Below are 23477 nucleotides of genomic sequence, written 5' to 3' on the forward strand. Positions count from 1 at the left end.
ACAACAAAAGCAGTAGGAAATGTTCTCTACTGCTTTTGTTTGTTATAGATTAACCCTTTATTCTTTTTCAATTTCTAAAAAGGCTTTGCCATAATAGGGCTCTTTCATAAATTCCTTCATCTTCTCAGAAATTTTAAGCGGCACAATATTACTTTCTATCTTTTTTGTATACAATTGATATCCATCATCTTCTAGATTTTTTCTACCATAAAACTCATTTCCTTTTCTTAACTGCTCCATTTTCTCTTTTTCAACTTGATAGCTTAGTTGGAAATTAGCAAATAAATTATCTGTACTCTGATAGTATAAAGAACAAGAATAAATATCCTTCTTAATAAATTGTATAGCTACTTTTATTCTTACTGAAGTATTAGATTCCATTATCAAGATATCAACATTCTTAAAATTCTCCTCTTCCTTCATCGTTCTGAAACTAAATAAACTTTGTTTAACATCCATACAATCTGTGATACCTGTTCCTCTATAATTTCCATGTTCCATACTGCTATCATACCATACCTCATTCAGTGAAAAATCTCCTCTTCTTTTATCATAGTAACTATTAAAACCAAGATGCCGATCCATTGAGGTGTCTAAAGGGAGATAATAATCTGTATCACTATGGTTAAAAAACTCAATCGTAACCAAACTATTATTTTCAATAGAGTCTTTTAAAATAGTTAAGGATATATCTCCCTGAGTAGTATTCTGACCATAGAAAGATATTGATATAAAAAACAATAATAAGCAATAGTGTTTTCTTTTGAAATAAGAAATTTTCATCTTTATATTATAATTTAAAATTGCCAATTATTACTATTAACTTTGTTAAGATGATTTAAATAAACGGGATTTGATTCTATATAAATATCTCCCCAACTCATCTGCAATTGATACGCTTTCACCTCAGACATATGCAAAGAAGCATTCTCTCCATATTGCTTATGCCAAATACCTCTTAATCTTGATACAACATCAATGACGTGGCTTAATTCATGTATCATAGTTAATGTTAAACCTCTATAGCTGTTAAATACAGTGGAGCGAAGTCTAACTTTTCCATCTGTAAGTGAATAATTAAAGTCATCTCCTTTTTGTATCCATTTACTTTTTGTTTTACCAACAGATTGATTCCCATATGCATCACATGATTCAGCCCACTAACAATCAATCCTTGTCGCATGCCTTGCCAAAAATCACCACCGGCAATGGTAGAAGAGATACCTCCGGATAATCCTCCGCCAGCAATCATGGCTGCTTGAGTTGGAATACTAAGTTACTCCAAATAGATGGTTAAACTTGATTCCAAAAGAGTCATTAAACAAAATTATTAGAAGAAAAATGACTAGTCTCCTAATCCTACTACTGTTTTAAAATAGCATTTTAACGAGAAAAGCAGTAGGGAATTCTCTCTACTGCTTTTGTTATAAATATCATTTTTTAAATAAATTCTATCAGTTACTCCCTTCAAAAGTCTATTGTTTTGAAACCATTAATCTAACGTTCTAACAAACCACTGCTGAATACTTCACTTTGAATAATTTTAAGATTAAATTTTCTTTTCTTTATTTGATAATTAAACATTTCATAAGGATATGAATGAAAATAATAGACAATATAATCTGCATAAAAATCCTCTTCTACTTTTATATCTTTAACGTTACATAAATCATTTACTAACAGAATTAATTCACTATTTTCTCCAGCTTCATCTGTGAATTTTTCTAAAAAATAAATCGTTTTTCTTTTAAAGACACTTGCCTGATTCAACATAACATCTTCACTATAAAACAAATTTTCTTTGTTTTGTCTACTTATACTATCCAAACCATCCAAATAGTTATAGTAATCAACTATCAAGTGATCAATAGCCTTGTGTTTCTCATTTAAAGAGAAACTAGGATTAGTCTTTTTTTTTAGTTATTACAGTATTTAATGTAGCAATATTATTATCCAATTCTTCTCCTAACACAAGATATGCATACGCTATATTTAAATCATACTTATCCTTACAAGATATAAAGAGTAAGGACAGGACAATAATTATTTTACTAAAGTATTTCATGTTTTTTTATTTTATTCTTCTTTTTTCATTACAACATAAACTGGATAGCTTCTTGAAGAATTAGCTTCTCTGTATTTATAAAAAATCGTATCATTACTTTGTCGGATCATTGTCATCTTAGCTTTGTCATTCGCGAAAACTGGAGGTATAGCGTTTAGATACTGAAACAACTTTAACCAACCTTTGACAATTGCTCCACCACCTCCCATATTAGACATATCCTTAGCCTCAATTATCTTATGTACTCCTTTTATATCATTTCCACTTGAAGCAAGTCCACCTCCTGATCCTAGTATAATATATCCTCCTAGTTTATTAATTTGTTTATATAGTTTCTTACCTTCTCTTTTAAAATGATTGTAACCTGACTTTTCTTTATTTTTTTCCCAATCAGAAGCTAATTTATCCAACGAAAAATCGTTATTTTCTCTTTCATTATTTTTCCCTTTCGGTTTATCTTGTTCCAAACCATCCAACCCCATATGCATCGCATGATTCAGCCCACTAACAATCAATCCTTGTCGCATGCCTTGCCAAAAATCACCACCGGCAATGGTAGAAGAAATACCTCCAGATAACCCACCGCCCGCAATCATGGCTGCTTGGGATGAAGTGCTAAGTTACCAATAAAGATAGCTTAGACTTGCATACAGAAGAGTTATTAAACGAAATTACTAGAAGAAAAAGAACTAGTTTCCAAATCCTACTACTGTTTTAAAATAGTAGTTTAACGAGAAAAGCAGTAGGGAATTCTCTCTACTGCTTTTTATATCATATTAATTTTTAATCGTAACTCATACTAATGATATTCCTCATATGATTAGGCACTTTTGTATATATGGCTTTTGTTTTATTTGTTACTTCTAATTCAACCATTTCATCTTCAATACGAACAACCAATTTCATTTGAGGTAACTCTTTTTTTAATTTTTCAATTCTTTCCTTGGTATTATACGCATCGAAATTTTGTAAAAACAAAAAGAGTTCACTCTTTTCATCCATCAATTCAGTAGTACATTCCACGGTAAAAATTTGCCCTTCATACATGTTGTGTATCGACAAAAATTTTTGAAAAGTTTTATATTCTTTATTTTTATAGGCCAACTGTATATCAATATCCAATTGCTCCTCTAAATTTATCTTTTGATTTCCTCTGACGATTGAGTCTAAAGGTTTCAGAGTAAAAACAACCGTATTAAAAATAGTATTTCCCTTTTCAAGGTATCTAAAATCAACCTCGTCTATATATTCCAATTTATTTGAATCTATAAAATCTAGAGCAATAGGATATACCTTAAAGTCTTCCTTACAACTGATCAAAGTAAATAATACTAGGATCAATATAATAGATTTATCAAAATGTATTAATACTTTCATATTCCCGTATGTTTAATTTACATTCTTTAGTAGTATTTTGCCATGATGGCAATGACCGTTGATATTGAATTGCTCTTAATTCGGTTTGGCCACCAGAAAATCCCTGTATATTTCTAAATCCGTTATTATGTAATGACTTATACTGAAGATTATCTAGATAATGCTTATATTCATGTCCTATAGAATTAATCATATTAAATTTGTTGTTCAATAAAGGACTAAATTTACCCGCAACTAAATAAAATCTTCCTATAGATTCTAATTGTCTTCCTAAGAAACCAGTGCTTTTCAATCTTACACTCATAAGTGCTTGCCCCAGATCAACACGTTCGGCGGCCGCATAACTAGAAAAATATCCGCCTTTTTATTCAAAACTTCCTCCCTCATAATATGATGATAGGGCATAATCTTTTGAGTAATACTGGACAATACTTTCTGCAGCAGACATATTATTGGTAAAATCATATTCTGAAAGATTAAAGATAGAACCGTTTGATTCAATGTAAATACCATCACTACTTTCGTCTATCAAAGTTGCTTTATTATTTTCAATTTTCCACAAATCATCAACCATATGCATCGCATGATTCAGCCCACTAACAATCAATCCTTGTCGCATGCCTTGCCAAAAATCACCACCAGCGATGGTGGAAGAAATACCTCCGGATAATCCTCCGCCAGCAATCATGGCTGCTTGGGATGAAATGCTAAGTTACCAATAAAGATAGCTTAGACTTGCATACAGAAGAGTTATTAAACGAAATTATTAGAAGAAAAAGAACTAGTCTCCAAATCCTACTGCTGTTTTAAAATAGCATTTTAATGAGAAAAGCAGTAGGGAATTCTCTCTACTGCTTTTGTTTTTATAGGTTAACCCTTTATTCTTTTTCAATTTCTAAAAAGGTTTTGCCATAATAGGGCTCTTCCATGAACTCTTTCATCTTCTCAGAAATTTTAAGCGGTACAATATTACTTTCTATCTTTTTTGTATACAATTGATATCCTTTATCTTCTAAATATTCTCGTGCATAGTATTTTTTATCTTCTCTTATTTGTTCCATTCTTTCATATGTTACTTGATAATTTAGTTGAAAATAATTGAACATATCTTCTGTCTTTTGATAATATAAAGTACAATCACCACAATACCTTTTTACAAAAACAATAGGAACTCGCATTCTTCTATAACTATTTGACTTCAAAACCAAAATATCAATATTCATAGTGTTTTTGTCATTAAGAAGGGCTTTATAACTAAAAAAAGTTTGATTTGTATCCATACAATCCGTAGTTTCTAGTGCGATTCGTATTCCCTTCTTTAAGTTTCTATCATACCAAACTTCATTAAGAGAAAAATGATTATTTAAATTGTAAAAACTATTAAATCCTAAATATCGATCTATTGAGGTATCTAAAGGTAGATAATAATCTGTATCACTATGGTTAAAAAACTCAACTGTAACCAAACTATTATTCTCAATAGAGTCTTTTAATATAGTGAGCGTAATATCTTCTCTCACTACATGTTGACTATAAGAAAAAACAGAGGTAAAGAACAACATCATAACATATAATATTCTTCTTTTAAAATTAGGATCTCGCATTGTTATATTCTGTTTAAAAGTGCCAATTATTATTTGTAATTTCATTTAAATGATTTAAATATACTGGATTAGATTTTATATAACTATTACCCCAACTCATTTCTAACTCGTATGCCTTGACTTCTGACATATGGAGAGAAGCTGCGGCTCCATATTTCTTATACCACATTGTTCTTAATCCTGATACAACATCAATGACGTGACTTAATTCATGTATCATGGTTAAAGTTAAACCTCTATAGCTGTTAAATACAGTGGAGCGAAGTCTTACTTTTCCATCTACAAGTGAATAGTTTCCTTCACTATCATAGCTTACCCTTACTTTACCAAGAGATTGTTGCCCCCCTTCACTTTCAATCGTATTATCCACAATAAAATCTGGTTTTTGAGCCGCATCGTAATATTCTGGAATTACATGTGCAGCAAAATCATTTATTTTACTGTGGTCTCTATATAAATCTTCTGCAGCATCATTTGGTTCATAGCCTTTAGCTCTCAATCGCTTATCTACTCTCGCCTTATCTATTTCATTTTCAACCATATGCATCGCATGATTCAGCCCACTAACAATCAACCCTTGTCGCATGCCTTGCCAAAAATCACCACCGGCAATGGTAGAAGAAATACCTCCAGATAATCCTCCACCTGCAATCATGGCTGCTTTGGTTTGGCTTGAATTTAGCAGATTCCAATTCCCTTTTTCTGGCCCTAATTTTCCTACGCCACTGCTAACGAGAGAACTTACAACTCCTGAAGAGAAACCAGAAATAAACTTACCGCCTTCGATCTCGCTCAACGCTCCACCTACTATTCCATGCGCACCTGCTTGTGCAATAAAAGTAGCTCCTTTTAGTGTATTACTCACCGCTAAAGCTGCCGTACCAATTCCAAAAGAAATGGCAGCAGATATACCTCCCATTACACCCGCTTTACCAGCTCCATAAAAGAAAGGAATATTTTTGGAAGAATTGGCAATACCATTGATAACAATCGATACAACCACAGCAGAAACTAAAGATACAATAATTTCTCCACTAGGATCGGTATAAAGCAACGGGTTATTTAGCACATAACCATAGCGATTGTAGTTTTGAGTGTTATAATTGTCTTGCACATAATTATCAGGAGACATAAATCGCCTTAATAAAGGATCGTAAATCCTTCCATTCATGTGAATCAATCCCACCGTATACAAATGCTCATGCCCTGTATATCCACGATCAATGAGAAGCCCTGGCGTCCATCCCATTGCGTTAATCGTTTGATTAACCCCCTTGATTTTAGCTGCACCCAAATTTCCCCAAGCATCAAAATAGCGCTGTTCTATCACATTGCCATCACTATCTGTAATAGCAACAATAGATTGTTGATTGTCTCGATGTAAATAATAATTTTTACTACTTTGTCTCACATTGCCTTTGTAGTCTTCGATCTTCATGTAGTTTGCACTATAGGGATCTCCTGTGACATACGTAATAATCTTCGTTTTATTATCTTCTACTACAATTTCCATTGTCTTATCCGAAGAATAATACTTCTTGATCGGCTGTTTATCTTTTGTTTCTGTACTGCCAAAATAGGCAACATATCTATTTTTAAGAATGGAAAAGTCATAACTCACTCTTCCTTTTCCTTCTAAAAAGATTTCATTAGGCGATTTAAAGGCATTGTAGTTTATCGTTGCAAAACCTCGCGTTGTCACTTTTTGTGCTCCGCTTGCATTCATATCAATATTTTGCAAACGATAATCGGTGTCGTTGTAATTGTATTTTCCTACTTGCGAATTGGAAGTTGTTCTTCCTCGTTTGTCATAGGTATATTCATTGACAATAACATTATTGAGTTTTTCAGTTAACAAGCGATCTAAATTATCATAACTAAAATACTCCGACTTAGCAAAACTCTTGTTGTTGCGCTGTAACAAAGTTCCTCTAAGTATGTCGTAGGTATAGTCAATATCAACGATAGCCACATTGTTCTTACTGTGTTTAATATTCTCTAAATAGTGACTGTGCTCATTAAAACTATGAATGGACTGATAGCCATTTCCGTAATTAATTTGTTTCGTCCCTCCGAAATTTGTCAGACTGTTAATTTGCCAAATTAGTTTGTTATTTTCATCTAATTGTTTGTGTAAAATACCATTTTGATACGCATTCTTAACGGTAGTTTCACTGCGTATACCCGAACTTTTTACCGTTGTTTTTGACGTTGTACTTTCAACGCGATCAAAAGCATCATATACAAAAGTGGTACCGTAAGTAAAAGCAGGTGTTTCTTCAATTCTCTCTTTGATACGGTATTGTGCATCATAAACGGTTGAATAGGTGAAATTTTGCCCATTGTAATTTCCTTTAATAGCCAACGGCAATTTACTGCGCTCATCATACGTATAGGCGATATCAATACGCGTATTTTCAGCTGTACTATTGGTTTTTTCCGTTAATACCTGTCCAAACTTATTGTAGGTATATGTCGTTTTACCTCCTTTGGGATTTGTGGTTTGAATTAATCTACCAATATTATCGTACTTGTATAGGTAAGTTCCTGCAGAAGGATCAACTAATTTTGTTTTATTTCCCCACCCATCGATGCTTATGGTTGTTTTGATTCCGTCGTAATCAGCCTCTTTTAAACTTCCATTGGCAAAATATTTATAGAGAATAGTACCACCTTGATCTTGTGATTTAACAACCAATCCTTGTTCATCGATCCATTTCGCCGTCTTTTTGTGTCCATCTTCTACTGTTACTTTATTTTTCTCATAACAAGTACGCGTAACTTTTCCATTAAAATCCACAAATTCAACAGGTCGATGTAACAAATCATACGTGGTATAATTCCATTTCGGCGTTCCTCCTTCTAAAAAAGGTTGACTCTGCTGGATGATATTTCCAAAGACATCATACACTTGACGGGTTACCACCCAATAACTCATACTACCAAGTATTAACCCCTTATCGGGTGTTGTTCCGATTTCTTTGGATGGGTATTTGACTACTGGACCCACTGGACCAACAGGATCGAATTTATCTATCAATTTATCAATAGCTTTTGTCTTGGTTTGAATGGCTCTATCTAATAAATCATAAGAAGTAATCGTTTGACTTCCATCATCTCCTGTTACGATTACATCATAGCGAGCTCCTTCAACTTTACTCTTTACTTTTTTGGTCTTAACACTTTTACCGAGGTGATTTTTGATCGTATGTGCATTGCCCCAACTATCATATTTAAACGTTGTCGTTTGCCCAAAAGTATTGGTCTGAGACAATACTTTTCCATAACCATCAACAGTTGCAGTAGAAATTAATCCATCAGGAGCGGTTGTTTTTACAATAAAACGATTGGATGCATCGTATGCATAGGTTGTAACTAACTCTTCTGTTTGCTCATCAGTGACTACTCCTCCTGGATTAAAAGGTCCAACCGGTTTTACTTCTCCTGGATTAAAAGGACCAACTGGCTTTTCTCCTCCTATACTAGTAGAAGGGTCTTTAACAAAGATGTCATTATAATCAAGACTACTTCCTGTATAGTACGTTAACTTTTCTTCTTTAATTCCACCAAAAGGAAAATACGCATAACTTGTCGTTATTGGTTTGGTGCTATTTCCATATTTTTTTTTCGTTTCAACAGCCCCATTCTTGTTGTAGGTATATTCTTCTCTAGTAGAAAACGTATGTCCTTCTCGTTTTGAAATGACTTGTGATTTTCCTATTTGACCATAAAAATAATGTCCATTATGTGTAAATGCAGGGAGATACGTGAATTTTTCTTCTTTCGTATTACTATTTCCAAAATAAACGTATGAAATGCGCTCTAAAAGCCAATCTGCATCATAACCGAAATTTTTTATTATCTCGTGTCCTGTTACTTTATCATAACTTTGTTCACTTGTTTGTAGTATTTGGTAACTCTTATTTGGTTTATCTTTTTTATCATACAAATACAGGGTATAACGAAGCGTTTTAGTTTCATCAAAACTACCAAATCTTTCCATTTCTATTACATTGTCCCTTTCAAAGTTATAGGTATACGTATTCCAAAGAATTTCTTTATTCCCATCTTTCGGAACATATTTGTTTACATATCCACTAACACCTTTTGAAGAAGTATCTCCTTCTCTTGAATAACCTCCAGAACTAGAAGAACTACCTCTACTATTGTTTCTAGATCTATTTACTATACTTTCGTAAACTTCACTCGTCTTCGTTTTTTGAAAACCTAAAAAACCTTTGCCTTCAAGATGTTGAATTGCATTATAGTATTTGTATTCTTTAGTAAGAATTTTATCATCAAATAAGGTATGCATCTTACGTACCAAATAATGAGTTCCATTTGTTTTGTGTACATAATATGGATAAGTTACATTGTAATTTGTGTAATTATAACTATTTCTATTTTCGGGTGTAAAAGAATCTCCTCTGTCATAAAAACTACGCGTTGTATAATCTTCTGACATCGGACTATATTCGATTTCTTGTACTACCCCTGAACCATTGTCTACACTCTTTAGCTGGCCTTCAACAAAGTCATCTAATTCTATAGTAAAAGTACGCTCCTGTTGAGTTAATGGATCGTGAATGACTACACTGCTTTTATACACATTAAACACATTGTAATCTGTCTTACTAAAAATAAAGGACAAAGGGGATATAACATGATTATCTAAATTCACCCTCGTATCAAGTGATTTCAAATTAAATCCTCCATTTGCTTCTGTTTTACTTATAAAAAAACTCAAATCTCCATTATTGTATAACGAAACTCCACCTCCTCTAGAGTTATAATACTTACGTTCATTATCAATAACCGCATCCATAAGATGCTCTGTATACTTTATTTCGGCAAATTTTTGAAATGACACTAGATCTGTTTTTCCATCACCATTAATATCCATCGCCATAATATTAGACGTACCATATTCAGTGTATTTATATCTATCTTTTTTTCCAGACCATGCTTTATCCCAATTATTGTATTTCTTAATAACGTGATGTTGAGAGGGGACAATGTAAGCTAATTTTTGAGCGGTAAAATCCTTTTGTTCAACTTTAAAATCTTTTCCTGTTGAAGTATATACCCACCACAACTGTCTCTCTGACTTCATTTTTCTTATTACGTCAGCTGTCCTTGAATCTTCTATAGAATACAAATTAACAGGTGTCATAAAATCTGTCAGTCCATCCCCATTAAAATCCCCAAAGATCAAAGGTGTCTTTTCTTTGTAATCCTTTAATTGACTGGTCTGAAAATCCAATTCATTTAATTTAAGTCCCTGAGAATCAAATTTCAAAATAGTTAATTTACCTGTTTTATCTACCGTCAGAAATTCTGGAATACCATCTCCATCAAATTCAATGGGATACACATGAACATCTTTTTGAAATAGATCCGATTTGTAATTCCCATTGACTTCGTTAAGGTTTATCTTCTGTCCATTGCTAAAAGCATGAATATTTTTACCTAATTCATAAAAAAAATATCTAGGTGGTACTCCAACTCCAGCGGGTTGAAGAACCAATAAATCGGCTAAGCCATCATTATTTACGTCAGCTATATAGACATACCTATCATTTACACCTTTATTATTCAGCATGTATTTAAATGAAGATTCTTTCCTAATAATTGAAGGTAAATCCACTTTAATGCTTTTAATCAACCTATCATTTGCCGATTGAGTTAAATCAAAAAAATCTATCGTTAAAAAATCTATCGTTTTGCTTGCTATAAAATCTGTCGCTACTGTTATTAAAATATCATTTGGAGACATCATTTCCCCTGTTTGTCCTCCTTGTTTCTTCATTAATATTTTCCCTGCAAATAAATCTCGACTTCTCTTATAGGATGTAAGATCAGTTAATTCTGGACTCCACAGTACGAAATTCTTTTCTGGATGATGTGCATATTTCTTATAAGTATCATCTTCGTCATCAGGTAATACTATTTCATAAATTGGTTGAGGATTTCCATTACCTTTAAAATCACCTATCACAACAGCTCCAAACTCTTCAACATTGCTATACATTTGAATATTTCTTTCTCTTTTCTCAATAATAGCTGATGATGCTTCCTTATCAGTATAACTAAATTTTAATGTAGGAAGCTTTTGCTGTTCCCCATTGTAAACTTCTACTTCTCTTAAACGTTCTAAGGTATTTTCCTGAATGTAATCATACCCCAACACATAGGTTCTGTATGCTTTTGTTGCATTGTCAGGTGCAGTAACTACAATTTGACTTAATACCTTTTTATGGTTCTTCATTTTACCATTGAAATATTGTACTTTATTCACTTTGCGATTCTTATACGTAAAGTTGACAAAATACTTCGGTCCACTTTGCAAGGTACCACCATAGCCAATGCTTTTGAGATAAGTAACTTCATCGATCAAATCGTAGGTATAGTGTACTTGATTATCAAAAGAATCAATCATTACACTAATTAAGTGAATATCTTTCTGTACCTCTTTATATTTGGCAATTTTCCCATTGGGATATTGAATGATGAAACTATATTCCCCTGCCGTTTGTTTTTCGATTTTTATTTTTGAGAATAGTAAAGTGGTAAAGTTTATACCATCTGTAGATAACAATCGCCCTCCATCTAAATAGTAAGGATCCGTTCCATCATGTTGCGAACCAATCGTTATTCCATCAATCTCTTTACTTTTTCCCCCAATAACAATGGACGATAATCCACTGATATTCCATCCATAACCCGCAATACCATTATCTCCTTGGCTGCTGTAGGACAAGGATAAATTGGGATGAAAACCATTTACTCCAGGAACTACATCAATGGGAATAGTATAATTCAAGCCTCCTAGAGCAGATACATTTGCTTCGCCTTTTATAGAAGGAAGGGTATCATTAGCTATATTGGGAGGGGCAACAATACCACCAGTAGATGTCTCTTTATAACCTGTGGTATCAAATACAAGTTGTATTTCTTGTTCTTGCGCATGTATTGATAAAGTCGTCAAGCACAAAAAACCACTGAGCAACAATGCTTTTACTTGTTTAATCATCGCTTATTTTTTTATGAGGTTGATATTAATAAAATCTGAAGTATACAGCGTAAATTTTAAAATATAAATTCCCACTGGATAACCGCTGATATTAAATGTTGTGCTGCTTTCTCCTGGTAAAAGGTCTTTACTTCGAATTAGACCACCATTAGGGTTGAACACTTCTACCTTGTAGATTTTCCCATGAATCTCTTCTTCAAATACCACATTAAATATTCCGTCAGTCGGATTTGGATACACCTTAATAAAATCTTTCATCTCTTCTAAGGTTAATTCTCTTGTTGGTTCTTCATCCGAATCTGCCTCAAACTGATCCATAGCAAAAGATCTACTACTTAAAGGAGCATCACAGTTTTTTAAACCGATATAATTTCCCGACAAATCATATGCTAAACACAATTTCCCGATACAGTAAGTAATACTGTTCTGATATATAGTTAATTAGATGCTTTAATAAGTACAAAATAAGTACATTACAAATGATCTGAAAAATTTATCTACTTTGTAAAATGCTTTAAATACTAGTGAAATTTAAAATTATCTACCTTCTCTATTATTATATTTAGAATGTACTAATTCAATAGGAGAGTTTTTATAGAAATTTTGTAAATCCTGCCATAAACGATCCATCTGTTTATTCTCTATAATTTTTGTCTTTAGATTTGGATTTAAAGGTTTAGCATTTTTCCTAATATCCTTAATGTAAGTATAAAGAACATCTGTTTGAATAACCTTTGAATTATCTATTAATGAAGGAAAATGGTCAATAGTTGCTAACGACAAATCATTTCCATTTAACTCTAGGGGTGTAAAGTTTTCAATTAATAGAGTGTCCCTATTTTTATTGATAGGAGTATAAACAGTGTATAACTTATTATTTAATAGTATTGTCAATACTGAATCATGGACGACAATACTTTGTACCTCTTTATATGTTGTAAACTGTATTCCTTTATTATCGTTTTCAAAATAATATATTTTTAGCGTCTCAACATGTGGGAGTAATATGTCATTTACAAAATTTCTCTCACTTGTACGATATAACATCTTAAACAGTGAAGGTCTAAAAAATCGTAAATCACCTTTTCTATTCTGAGTTTCCAAACGGTTTAATAAAAGGTGTGTAAAGTAGGTTTTAGAGTATTCTTTCTTGATCATATCATAATTACTTATCAATCACTTAAACAGATAGTTTTTCAATTCTTAATTGAAAATATTCATACGCCTTAAAAAATGCATTGATTTGTCTAACATATCTATTAAGATTTTTGTAATTATAAACCATTTGACCTTTTTCTTTGCTAAAGGTTGTTAAATCATTACTATGTGCAATTTGGTTTCTTAAAGTTGCAATCTTATTTATATCAACAATTCTTTTATCAATTACTTTTTTATCTGATGCGAATCGCATTAATTCTAATAAATAAAACGTTTGAAAAGGTTTAAACTCTTTTCTTTTATTAATTACTTTTTCCAGTTCAGTTTGATCATTTGGAGCAATAATATCTAAGCGTTTTTGCCAATGCTCTTTACTATTTTTGTCTTTATCTGTTTCACTTTTAAATCGAACCCAGTTAATAAAATCATCATTAGTGAAGTTATTTTCAACTAATAATGTTCTAAGATGTACCTCAAACTTAAATAAGGCTCTATAAAGTTCTACTTGAATAAATTCAGAATTATAATCGATAATATGAACAACTCCTTTAATTAGGTCGTTCTCTACTATAAAATGGATTTCATTGTGATCTAAAAAACTAAACTTAGTTAGTGTTTCCTCATCAAAAATTCTTTCATAGGGTTTAATACATAATTTAGGCGACAGATCTTGTAACTCAAATTTACTGCCTAGTAGTTTATAAACTTGTTTACGATTTCTTGAAGGTAAAAATGTAATTCCATTTTGTGTACAAAAATCGATTAATTTAGTCTCTTGAGCTTCTTCATAAAAGAGCAAATCATATATTCCAATATCGGCAATCGTTGCATATTTTAATTTATTAATCATAACCAATAATTTTTACTTTCTTATTCCTATTTATTACTGTATCTCCTTTTTAATTACAATTGTATCTATTTTCTTATCATTACATTTATTTATAAAATCTTCAAGATTAGCTCTTATTTGTCCTTTAGTTAAAAAACTATTTAGATTATAAGCATAAGCGTAGATATACTTTGATGTATTAGTGATACCATTGTATTCATCACAATTATTACTGTATATCTTTTCAAACGCTAAGTCCTCTTCAGTTTTTGTATTTTTAAACCAATTGTTCTTACCAACACAAAATATTATCTTAGATTCAGACTGTTCTACATCACCATATTGATCAATATCTAATTTATCTTTATTTGAAGTATCATAAAACCCAGTATCAGCTATAATAATTATTGAAAAACTAACATTAGTTTCTTGATTAACTCCAAAGTGGAACTCATAATTATACATTGGTAACCAGTCCCAAGCCCATTTATTTAATCGAGCTCGAGTCTTGTCAGTTGCAATATTACTAAACTGGGTATGTCCTTCACTATACTGATGCCCCTCTAAAATAGAGTCAATATATTTCATGATATCTTTTATTCTATCGATATATATAAAGAGGTTACGGAACGATTTTCTACTGTCTATTAAAAAGTTATTTAATTCTTTTTGGTTCATATACAAGGCTTTATATTAATGTAAAAGATGATAATGGGTAATCTTTTACTTTATAGTTTGGATAATTAATATCACTGAAATACTTTAAACGATATACTTTATGTATTTCAAAGTATTCTATAATATCATTTAAGATTCGAAGTGTAGCTTGATTATATTCATCAGTAATGTACTCTAATGTATACTTTTGATCTAAACATGTTTTTAGAAGTGTCTTCCATTGTAATTGCGTTATTGTAAATTTACGATCATAACCTTCAGGAAGTAAATCTTCTGTAAAACTACTTATCTCTATAGGTACTTTTTTATCTTCAGAAACTCCACCTAATGCTATAAAAATTACATCTTTCTTATTACCTACATTGCAATACTCATTCTGATGGGCGATTAACTCTCGTTTCCACTGATTTATATCCTGTCCTTTTCCATCAGCCTTCTTAGCTTCTATAATAATATTGTAATGGGGAGTTTCTATAAAAACATCTGGTTCTACAAAGTTTCTATTAGCAGTATATTTAGAATTCCATGAGGGCCAGAAGATAAAATCTTCAATAGGTTCATCTATAGAGATAAGATTGTATCCAACTGCTTGGTTTAAGATTGTCCATATTATAGTGTCTGGTAGATACAAGAGTGTGCCTACCACAGAAGACGTTAAGGAATCCTCAGAACCTTCAAATAAAGAACTCCACTGTATCTCTGTTCCTTTAAAATTACGTCCTGCTTTCTTATTCTTTATTGCTTGTAGCATATAATACTATTTACCAAGATTGTGCTTCAGCTATTTCTGAACGCTTTAATTCTACACACTGTACTAATTTCTCAAGTGATTCTGTTAATATAGCATGATTATTTTTAGAGTCATATTCAATTACTTTAAGACTCATAGTTTCAGCTAATACTATTTGAACTTGTTTGTGTATAGATTTTTGAGGCATTATAATATAATGCTTAGTACCAAAAGGATACTTAAAAGTATAATCTTCTAGTATTAGTCTGATATCTGGATCATTTACTCCACAACCAATAAAAATAAACGTATGTGTTAAGAATAAAGCTTCAAGCATACTATAAAAGTTTTTATACTTTGTTCTAGCTTTAGAGTAATCTTTCCTAGTAAAGATTAAATTATCTGGTGAATCAACTGAGCCATGAATTTTAATAATAACCCTCTCATTATCTCTTATTGAAGCAATTATATTTTCATCATAAAAGTTTTTTACAGATATTGTTCCATTTGAAGCAGTATTTGCATATGTGTCATAAATTTTATCAAAATTTGGTGTAATTACAATCTTTGAATCTAAATTAAAAATATATTTATGGATCTCTGCATTATTAAAAGAAGGTGTTAAGAATTCACTTTTAACTAAATCATTAAATTCCTCATCCCCCATATCTCTTTTAATTAATTCGCAAGCAGTTAGAAAATCATAGTTTTTTATCTGCTTTTTTATTTCTAAGCTATGTGGTAGTCCATTATTCGCTTTCTCTAAAAACTCTTTCCAGTCACATGGTCTAACTCCTTGATTGTTAGTTGAATTCTTTGATACTCCAGCTCCAATAACAATTACACATCTTCTTTTAGCTATTATATCTATTAGTTTATCAGGCCACTTAATCATAATAAGGTAATATTCTCTTCTAATTTAACTACAATACTTGATATTATATCTTCATACTCCCTAACTTTGTTGAAATGAGCTCCAACAACACCATGCTCAGATTTTAGTATAAAAATTGGAGTATTACTGCTTTGTGATAATGGTACTAAACTATTAAGGTTAGGTATCTCACCTAGTTTAATGTGTTCTATTTTTGAGTTATCTGCTACTAAATGCTTTTCAATAACTGTTGGGATTTTCTTAATGATTTTTTCATATGCATTTACAGGTCTTTTTACACCATCATTTGTCTTAGCAGTATACTGTTGTGCGATGTAACCAATAAATTCTAAATTCCATTTTACTTCATTATTATTCAAAATAAATAGTTCATCTTCTTTATCACAATAATCACTTAATCCTCTTTGTAGTTGTCCTTTCCAGTCGCTCATAGATTTAGAAATATTTTCAATTGCACGTAAACTAAATATATCTGAAGACATTGGTACAATAAATAAATCTGAAGCAACAAGTACAGCCCTATTTAAAGCTCCAAGAGATGGTCCAACATCAAAAAAGATATAATCATACTGATCTTCAAGTTTTAACAATAGATCTTTAAATACAAATGTCGTCTGTAATCCCCTAGCATCTCCAGACTTTCCATCTAACCAATCTTTACTAAGAAAATCCTCTGCTAAAGACAACTTTGTGTCTCCTGGAACAACATCTACACCAAAAGTATTACTCTTTTCTATTGGAAAATTGCCTTGTATATATCCTTTACCTTTTTGGACTGGTTGTATTACTTTTACGAGTGTATTTTCTCTTTTATAAATATCTTCAAGCTGCTCTAAAGTGAACATATAACTAGTAGCATTACACTGAGGGTCAGCATCAATAACTAGAACTTTTTTTCCTTTTTTTAATGCTAGATATGAAGCTATATTACATAGTAGTGTAGTTTTTCCAACTCCACCTTTATTATTAAAAATTACAATTGATTTCATAGAATTACTCAAATTTTACTTTAGGCAGACTATTTACGATATCTACAGTCTGCACAGATACATTAATAATACTTAACAAAAGATCCAATATATAACGAGGATTACTTACTTCATCAGCCCAGTCGTTAGGGTCATTAGTGATACCACTATCTTTATGTGTAGATATTTGATATCTATCCATAATCCACTCGATAGCAGATTTACCGTTTACTACATACTCATATGCTTGATCAGGAATATTACTAATGATAATATGACTATTATAAATGATACTTCCTTTTTCTCCTTTTTTAGGGAACTTCATCTTAGTTACTTTAAAGTTATCACTTTCTTCTCCCGTTATTATTACATTTTGGTATGGAGCTATACTCTCATAATTTAGATGTAGTTCTGCTAAGTCACGTCCAGCTTTACTAAAAGCCCAGAAGTCTTTTACACTTTCTACAAGAGGGAGCTTAGGTAACATCTTCTTTAAGTCATTGGCAAAAGTCTCTCTATATTCATTTGAATGTAAGAATCCATATACATAATAGAAGATATCTTCTCGTGTAACGGTCTTTCCATATTGTTTTTTAGCTCTCTCAAAGATAAAATCACTTATAGCATCTCTACGTACATAATTACTTTCTGTAGGATCATCAAATAGACCTTTTTGCGTTGTTTTAGGAACTTCATAATAATATAATGGAAATATTTGACCATTCATTATTGTTTGAATATCTATTCTCTTATCAGTTATTAATAGTGAAAAATCCTTACTTGATCCCATTCCAGTAAGCATGATTATCTTATTTTCTTTTTTACCTTTAATAATAAGATTATCAAATATCCCAGGACGCTCTATAAAATATTTATCTGTATATAAATTTGAAATACAATAAGGTCTATATAAAGCTTCTTCTTTTGCAGATTTATTATAATTTAATTTTATACCTTTTTTGAAATAATTTTTTAGATTAACTGTCCATTTTAATTCCTTCTCTGTTACTTTCGATTCTATATTATTAGAGTGTTTTAATTCTCTATTGTATATATCTATAGTAGATATCATGTTTTTTTCTAATATTGTTGAGTTAAAATTATATACCCAAGCATCTCTATTCGTAGCAATACCGACTCCATATTGTATGAAAAAGGAATGTGATTTAAGGTTTAGTTTCTTATCAGGTTCAATTGAAATAAAATTATCAAAACCATCATTACGATGATTGATCCAGTCTCCATGTTCATTAGGAGTAATCTCTACTAAATCATTGTTTGAATTTAGGAATGATTTTGCTTCACTTACTATATTTAGTTTCTGTTCACGAGTTAAATAATCTCCGATGTCACGATAGTATATTTTTGCTTTGTCATTAATATATTTAGGATTCTTTACTAATAGAGTAATAGAAATAGGAGTTCGGCTTCCTCCTCCAAATATTTTACCTCCTTCTTTTCTGCTTAATTCACCATTTGTTCTTTGGTTACCACGTAAATTAAAAACATATATTTTAGAAAATTCTTTTTCTAAAGATTTACGGAAACCATCTGTAGAGTTTCCTTCTAACCATGCTCCATTAGAAACAAAGGCAATAATACCTCCTTCATCTTGTTTTAGACGATCTGAACTCCAACGAAAAGCTTTGATATAAGCATCATATAATGATTTATTTAACCCAGCATTTGATAAAGTAGCATAGGTATTAGCTATCTTATTATCTAATGTTGGATACTTTTGATTTTGTGCGTTATCATTAGCAGATTTTTGTCCAATAGAATAAGGTGGATTACCTATAATAACTTTGATAGGAGCTTTTTTCTGCTCCTGTACACGTTTAGAATTTTGAGGAAAGATATCATCTAACATAGTCGTTTGTGCTCCTTCTTCTCCTAATTGAAAAGTATCTGTTAGACAGATTCCGTCAAAAGCCACATATTCTGTAGGTTTATTTAAAGTGTATTCTAATGTTTCTGCAGCAGCTATTAAAGTATTGTCTGTTAAATTATTATCACTTATAGAAACTACTTTAGTCTCTTTTTTCTCTTTTACTAAATCATGATAAACATTCTCTATATTAACAGAGGCAATATAGTAGGCTAATAATACTATTTCGTTAGCATGGATCTCTTTTTTATATTTGCGTTTTAAATCCTCAGGATTGATTAAACCACTCTGTAATAAACGAGTAATAAATGTACCTGTACCTGTAAAAGGATCTAAGATATGTACGTTATTATCTGATAATGTACGTCCAAATTCCGCTTGTAGCACATCATTTACAGAGTGAATAATAAAATCCACTACTTCTGTAGGTGTATATACTATCCCTAAACGCTCTACCATTTTAGGAAACGCAGTTTTAAAGAATTTGTCGTATAATTCGATAATTATTTTTTGTTTTCCTTCAGCATTATCAATACCAGATGCACGCATCTTTACAGAATCAAAGAACTTCTGCAGGGTCGCTTCATCTTCTGCTATATTTTCTCCTTCTAACAAATCCAGCATTTTCTGCATAGATTTACTCATTGGGTTATTCTCCACGAAAGAATACTCTTCGAATAAAGCTTCGAATACAGGTTTAGTAATCAAGTGTTGCGAAAGCATTTCTACAGCTTCTTCTTTTTGAATAGAAGGATTGATATTTTTTTGAAGCCCTTTTAAAAATTTATCAAATTCCTTTGCATGCTTCGCTGAGTTATCGATTAGCTGTTCTATTCTTTCCATTTGACGTACTGCAATATCAGCAATAGATTTAGCCCACTGTTCCCAGTATAATCGATCACCAACTTTTAATACCATACGTGCAAATACAGCACTTTGTAACTCTTCAAATTCTATGCGAAGTTGGTTATTTAAAACTTCTGCATTACTACTGTCATAGGCACCTCTTTCGATAGGATTCCCCTCACTATCAAATTCAAAAGGAGTACCCCCTACTAATACTTGAGAAGGTTTCTTCTTGTTCAAGTTTATCTTATTAATCTCAGCTTCGAAGCGGTCATCATGAGCACGTAAGGCATTTAAAACAGTCCATACCACTTTAAAACGTTCGTTGTCATCTAATGCTTTTTCTGCCGAAACAGTTGAAGGTACAACAACAGGTATGATGATATAACCGTATTGTTTACCAGGGGCTCTACGCATAACACGTCCTACAGACTGTACCACATCTACTTGGCTATTACGAGCAGATAAGAACATTACAGCATCTAATGAAGGTACATCTACTCCCTCACTTAAACAGCGTACATTAGTTAGTACACGACATTCGCCTTCTTCTGGTTCTGCTTTTAACCAACCTAATAATTCAGCACGTTGAGTAGCGTCCATTGTTCCGTCTATATGTTGACTCGTTAATGATACTGTTTTCTCTCTGTCCCCCATAGGCAATGCCTCAATATAAGTACCAGAAACTGCATTAAAAGTCTGTGTAATAGTTTCAGAATTAGCAATAGTAGAGCAGAAAGCAAGTGCTCTCTTCATAGGTAAAGGATCATGTTTAGCGATAATCCCTTCATCTCCTAAAACTTGTTTTGATAAAGCATTGATACAACCTATAAGTTTAGGCATATCATCTACTCTAATTTCGCTCTCTCCATTGGTAATCATATTTTGGATAACAGGAGGTACATCATTCTCACTTAACGTAAGAATAAGTACTTTATAATCTGTCAGTAATTCTCGTGATACAGCTTCGCCAAATCCTATTCGATACATTTCTTGTCCATAGATATTCTCGTCATCCATAGAACATAATAGTGCTTCAGCTTGAGCTGCTTTTGTCTTTGTCTCTGCATCATATAAACGAGGGGTCGCTGTCATATAAAGACGTTTCTTAGCCTTTATGAAATCATTATCATGAACTTTTGTGAAAGCAGATTCATCTTCACCTGATAATTGCACACCTGTAGTTCTATGAGCTTCATCACAAATGATTAAGTCAAATTCAGCAAATTCAGGGAAGCGTTTACCTACAGCAGTTTGTGCTTGTGAGATTACTTCGATTGACTGATAGGTTGAGAAAACAACAGTCATACCATTGTTTTTTCTGTGTTTAAGCTTCTCGAATTGACTTATTATATTAGCAACATTTGTAGAGGCAGGCATTGCTAAGTCAATAACTGAGGTTAAATCTGTATCGTTATCTTTTTTCTTACTTTTTGTAATTTCAGGATCAGAACAGATGCATATAGCATTTATTGGTTCTTGAGCATCTGCACTCCATTCATTTAATGTTTGACCCAATAGAGCAATAGAAGGGACTAAGAATAATACTAAACCTTTATTGTTTGTTTCTTTTTCTGCTATAAAAAGAGAAGTAAGTGTCTTACCTGTACCACAAGCCATGATAAGTTTTCCTCTATTATGTGTTTGGAAATGTTCATGAGTATTATTAATCGCATCTATCTGATGACCTCTTGGTTGCTTCTTTTCATTACGAGCTAATTCACCAGTTATGTTTTGTTCTAATTTTCCCCAGTCTACAGGTGCTTCATATAAATCAGCTATAGTAATACGAGAAACAGGAGGTTGCTGATTCTTTAGAGCTTCTGTTGCATTTCCTGTCCAATTGTTAGAAGTAGAAATCCATAGACACTGAGAGAAATTAGTTGTTTTTAAATCTTCTCCTTTAAAAGAGCGACTCGATGTCGCTAAGAATGTATCTACAGCCTTTTTATCTATTGTAGTTTTTTCATCATAAAACTTACATTGAATAGCCCAATAATCACCATCAAATGTTAATGCTACTAAATCAATACCAGTGTCCACACCTCCTAAATCATTCTTTCCAGGAAACTCATTCCACATCCATACCTTTTTGAATAGATTAGCATATTTAGGGTCAGTCATTAAATATGCTTGCATTAATCGTTCGAAACGATCTCCTTTGTCTCTTTCAGAGAAAGCTATATTACGGTACTTATTTAATATTATATCTAAGGTCATTGATGCACTCATGTCTACTTTTTTTAATAAGAGGTAAAAATACCAAAAGTTAAAATAAGAAACTAAAAGAAATTAGGTAACTACTGTATTTATTTAGGGAAAGATAATACAATACATTAAAAGCCTTTTTAATATCAAATACTAAAACTATCTACCTCTTTTATATTTTCCTAATCTTATTAATTACACCAACTTTTACCAAATAAAGCCAATACATCGTTTACTTTATCTAAACGGAGTGTTTTCTTTCTTGTTCTAAGTCACGTACAAAACGCAGTCCTACACAAGCATTTAGTGTTAAATCCTCTTGTGTAAGCTTTAGTTCTTTTCGCTTTCGCTTTACAAATAGTTGTATTGAATTCATATCTATACTTTATCGGGTATAATTATAATCCAATGAGTTGTTTTTATACCCGATAAGGATGAATTATCTTTAGAAAAGAAAAAAGGTCAAAGTCATTACTTGTACTTCTACATGGTAATGACTTTGACCTTTTAAATTCATATTTTCTTTTGGTTAAAAGAAAATATGAATTTCTGTATAGTCTAAACCGCCATCAATACCAAGATAACCGCATTTACACTGAACAAAATGATGCCTATGTGTAGAAGTTATTACTTCTTGACACTTAGGACACATACGTTTATTTTTAGCTAAACCTTTCTCCAGGTATATTCTCTCTACTTCCTTAAATTTAGCCTGTTCTTCATCACTAACTTTACAATCTTCTCTTAGAGACTGCATAAACTGAATAAGAGGATCCATCTCTATTTCATCCCTTAATATGTGTTTTTGAACACAGGCTTTTATTACATCATCTAAATCTTTATCAGGATACCTACTTATATCCATTTCTAAGTTCTTTAATATACATCCAAGCTCAGAAGTAAAGATACCCAACTTATTCCATTCCTTTACTATATCACCGTATTCCTCATATAGTTCCATTTCTACTTTCTCTAGATATTTATTACTGTAATTTAATGCTAAAAATGAAGATAACTCTATTCTACAAGCTTGAGGACTTAGTCCCTTTAGTATATCTTCTACCTCTAGGTAAATGTCTTCTATATTAGGTTCAAAGAAAGGGTTGTTCTCTAAGAACCAGTTTTTAATGTATATTTTAGATTCTTCCATAATGTATTTTTATTTTCTAAGTTATTTAATTCTTTTAGTTATTGATGG

General features: G+C 31.7%; 18 protein-coding genes and 1 pseudogene. All 19 read right to left on the reverse strand.

Annotated features, from left to right (window positions below; all coding sequences use genetic code 11):
• Nucleotides 1-57: 57 nt before the first annotated feature.
• The 19 genes and pseudogenes from H4K33_RS07220 to H4K33_RS07310 all read right to left on the reverse strand — a co-directional run bounded on the left by H4K33_RS07220 (nucleotide 58) and on the right by H4K33_RS07310 (nucleotide 23429).
• Complete coding sequence (locus H4K33_RS07220; RefSeq protein WP_182647789.1) at nucleotides 58-783, reverse strand: hypothetical protein; 726 nt, start codon at nucleotides 781-783, stop codon at nucleotides 58-60.
• A gap of 14 nt (nucleotides 784-797) precedes the next feature.
• The gene (locus H4K33_RS07225) at nucleotides 798-1004 is read right to left on the reverse strand and encodes a hypothetical protein (RefSeq protein WP_182647790.1); all 207 of its coding nucleotides are present in this window, start codon (nucleotides 1002-1004) and stop codon (nucleotides 798-800) included.
• A gap of 8 nt (nucleotides 1005-1012) precedes the next feature.
• Entirely contained in the window at nucleotides 1013-1252 is a 240-nt protein-coding gene (locus tag H4K33_RS07230; RefSeq protein ID WP_182647791.1) for a hypothetical protein, read from the reverse strand.
• Nucleotides 1253-1497: 245 nt separating this feature from the next.
• Nucleotides 1498-1827, reverse strand: a complete 330-nt coding sequence (locus H4K33_RS07235; RefSeq protein WP_182647792.1) for a hypothetical protein — start codon at nucleotides 1825-1827, stop codon at nucleotides 1498-1500.
• A 249-nt stretch (nucleotides 1828-2076) separates the two neighbouring features.
• Nucleotides 2077-2661, reverse strand: coding sequence for a hypothetical protein (locus H4K33_RS07240; protein WP_182647793.1), 585 nt, complete (start codon nucleotides 2659-2661; stop codon nucleotides 2077-2079).
• A 187-nt stretch (nucleotides 2662-2848) separates the two neighbouring features.
• Nucleotides 2849-3442 (reverse strand): hypothetical protein, encoded by a 594-nt coding sequence (locus H4K33_RS07245; RefSeq protein ID WP_182647794.1) that lies wholly within the window; start codon nucleotides 3440-3442, stop codon nucleotides 2849-2851.
• Between the two features lie 364 nt (nucleotides 3443-3806).
• Nucleotides 3807-4130: a hypothetical protein gene (locus tag H4K33_RS07250; protein ID WP_182647795.1), complete on the reverse strand. Its 324-nt coding sequence runs from the start codon at nucleotides 4128-4130 to the stop codon at nucleotides 3807-3809.
• Nucleotides 4131-4320: 190 nt separating this feature from the next.
• Nucleotides 4321-5091 carry a hypothetical protein gene (locus H4K33_RS07255; protein WP_255493600.1) on the reverse strand — a complete coding sequence of 257 codons (771 nt, stop codon included), beginning with the start codon at nucleotides 5089-5091 and terminating at the stop codon, nucleotides 4321-4323.
• Nucleotides 5060-12079 carry an RHS repeat domain-containing protein gene (locus H4K33_RS07260; protein WP_182647796.1) on the reverse strand — a complete coding sequence of 2340 codons (7020 nt, stop codon included), beginning with the start codon at nucleotides 12077-12079 and terminating at the stop codon, nucleotides 5060-5062. The genes H4K33_RS07255 and H4K33_RS07260 overlap by 32 nt, the downstream gene beginning before the upstream one ends.
• A 3-nt stretch (nucleotides 12080-12082) precedes the next feature.
• Nucleotides 12083-12397: a T9SS type A sorting domain-containing protein gene (locus tag H4K33_RS07265; protein ID WP_220485300.1), complete on the reverse strand. Its 315-nt coding sequence runs from the start codon at nucleotides 12395-12397 to the stop codon at nucleotides 12083-12085.
• Nucleotides 12398-12616: 219 nt separating this feature from the next.
• Nucleotides 12617-13237 carry a hypothetical protein gene (locus H4K33_RS07270; RefSeq protein ID WP_182647798.1) on the reverse strand — a complete coding sequence of 207 codons (621 nt, stop codon included), beginning with the start codon at nucleotides 13235-13237 and terminating at the stop codon, nucleotides 12617-12619.
• Nucleotides 13238-13259: 22 nt separating this feature from the next.
• On the reverse strand, nucleotides 13260-14087 hold the full coding sequence (locus H4K33_RS07275) for a hypothetical protein (protein WP_182647799.1): 828 nt from the start codon (nucleotides 14085-14087) through the stop codon (nucleotides 13260-13262).
• A gap of 33 nt (nucleotides 14088-14120) precedes the next feature.
• Complete coding sequence (locus H4K33_RS07280) at nucleotides 14121-14744, reverse strand: hypothetical protein (RefSeq protein WP_182647800.1); 624 nt, start codon at nucleotides 14742-14744, stop codon at nucleotides 14121-14123.
• A 10-nt stretch (nucleotides 14745-14754) separates the two neighbouring features.
• A complete protein-coding gene (locus H4K33_RS07285) occupies nucleotides 14755-15495 on the reverse strand; it encodes a hypothetical protein (protein ID WP_182647801.1) in 741 nt (246 codons plus the stop codon).
• 10 nt (nucleotides 15496-15505) lie between these two features.
• Entirely contained in the window at nucleotides 15506-16369 is an 864-nt protein-coding gene (locus H4K33_RS07290; RefSeq protein ID WP_182647802.1) for an SIR2 family protein, read from the reverse strand.
• Entirely contained in the window at nucleotides 16366-17358 is a 993-nt protein-coding gene (locus H4K33_RS07295) for a ParA family protein (protein WP_182647803.1), read from the reverse strand. Before H4K33_RS07295 ends, H4K33_RS07290 begins: the two co-directional genes overlap by 4 nt.
• A 4-nt stretch (nucleotides 17359-17362) precedes the next feature.
• Nucleotides 17363-22303: a type ISP restriction/modification enzyme gene (locus H4K33_RS07300; RefSeq protein WP_220485301.1), complete on the reverse strand. Its 4941-nt coding sequence runs from the start codon at nucleotides 22301-22303 to the stop codon at nucleotides 17363-17365.
• Nucleotides 22304-22451: 148 nt separating this feature from the next.
• Nucleotides 22452-22655: pseudogene (locus H4K33_RS07305) on the reverse strand (transcriptional regulator).
• Between the two features lie 153 nt (nucleotides 22656-22808).
• Entirely contained in the window at nucleotides 22809-23429 is a 621-nt protein-coding gene (locus H4K33_RS07310) for a hypothetical protein (protein WP_182647804.1), read from the reverse strand.
• Nucleotides 23430-23477 lie beyond the last annotated feature (48 nt).

Origin of the sequence: Myroides sp. WP-1 (assembly GCF_014145635.1) — a bacterium.
Classification (GTDB): Bacteria; Bacteroidota; Bacteroidia; order Flavobacteriales; family Flavobacteriaceae; genus Flavobacterium.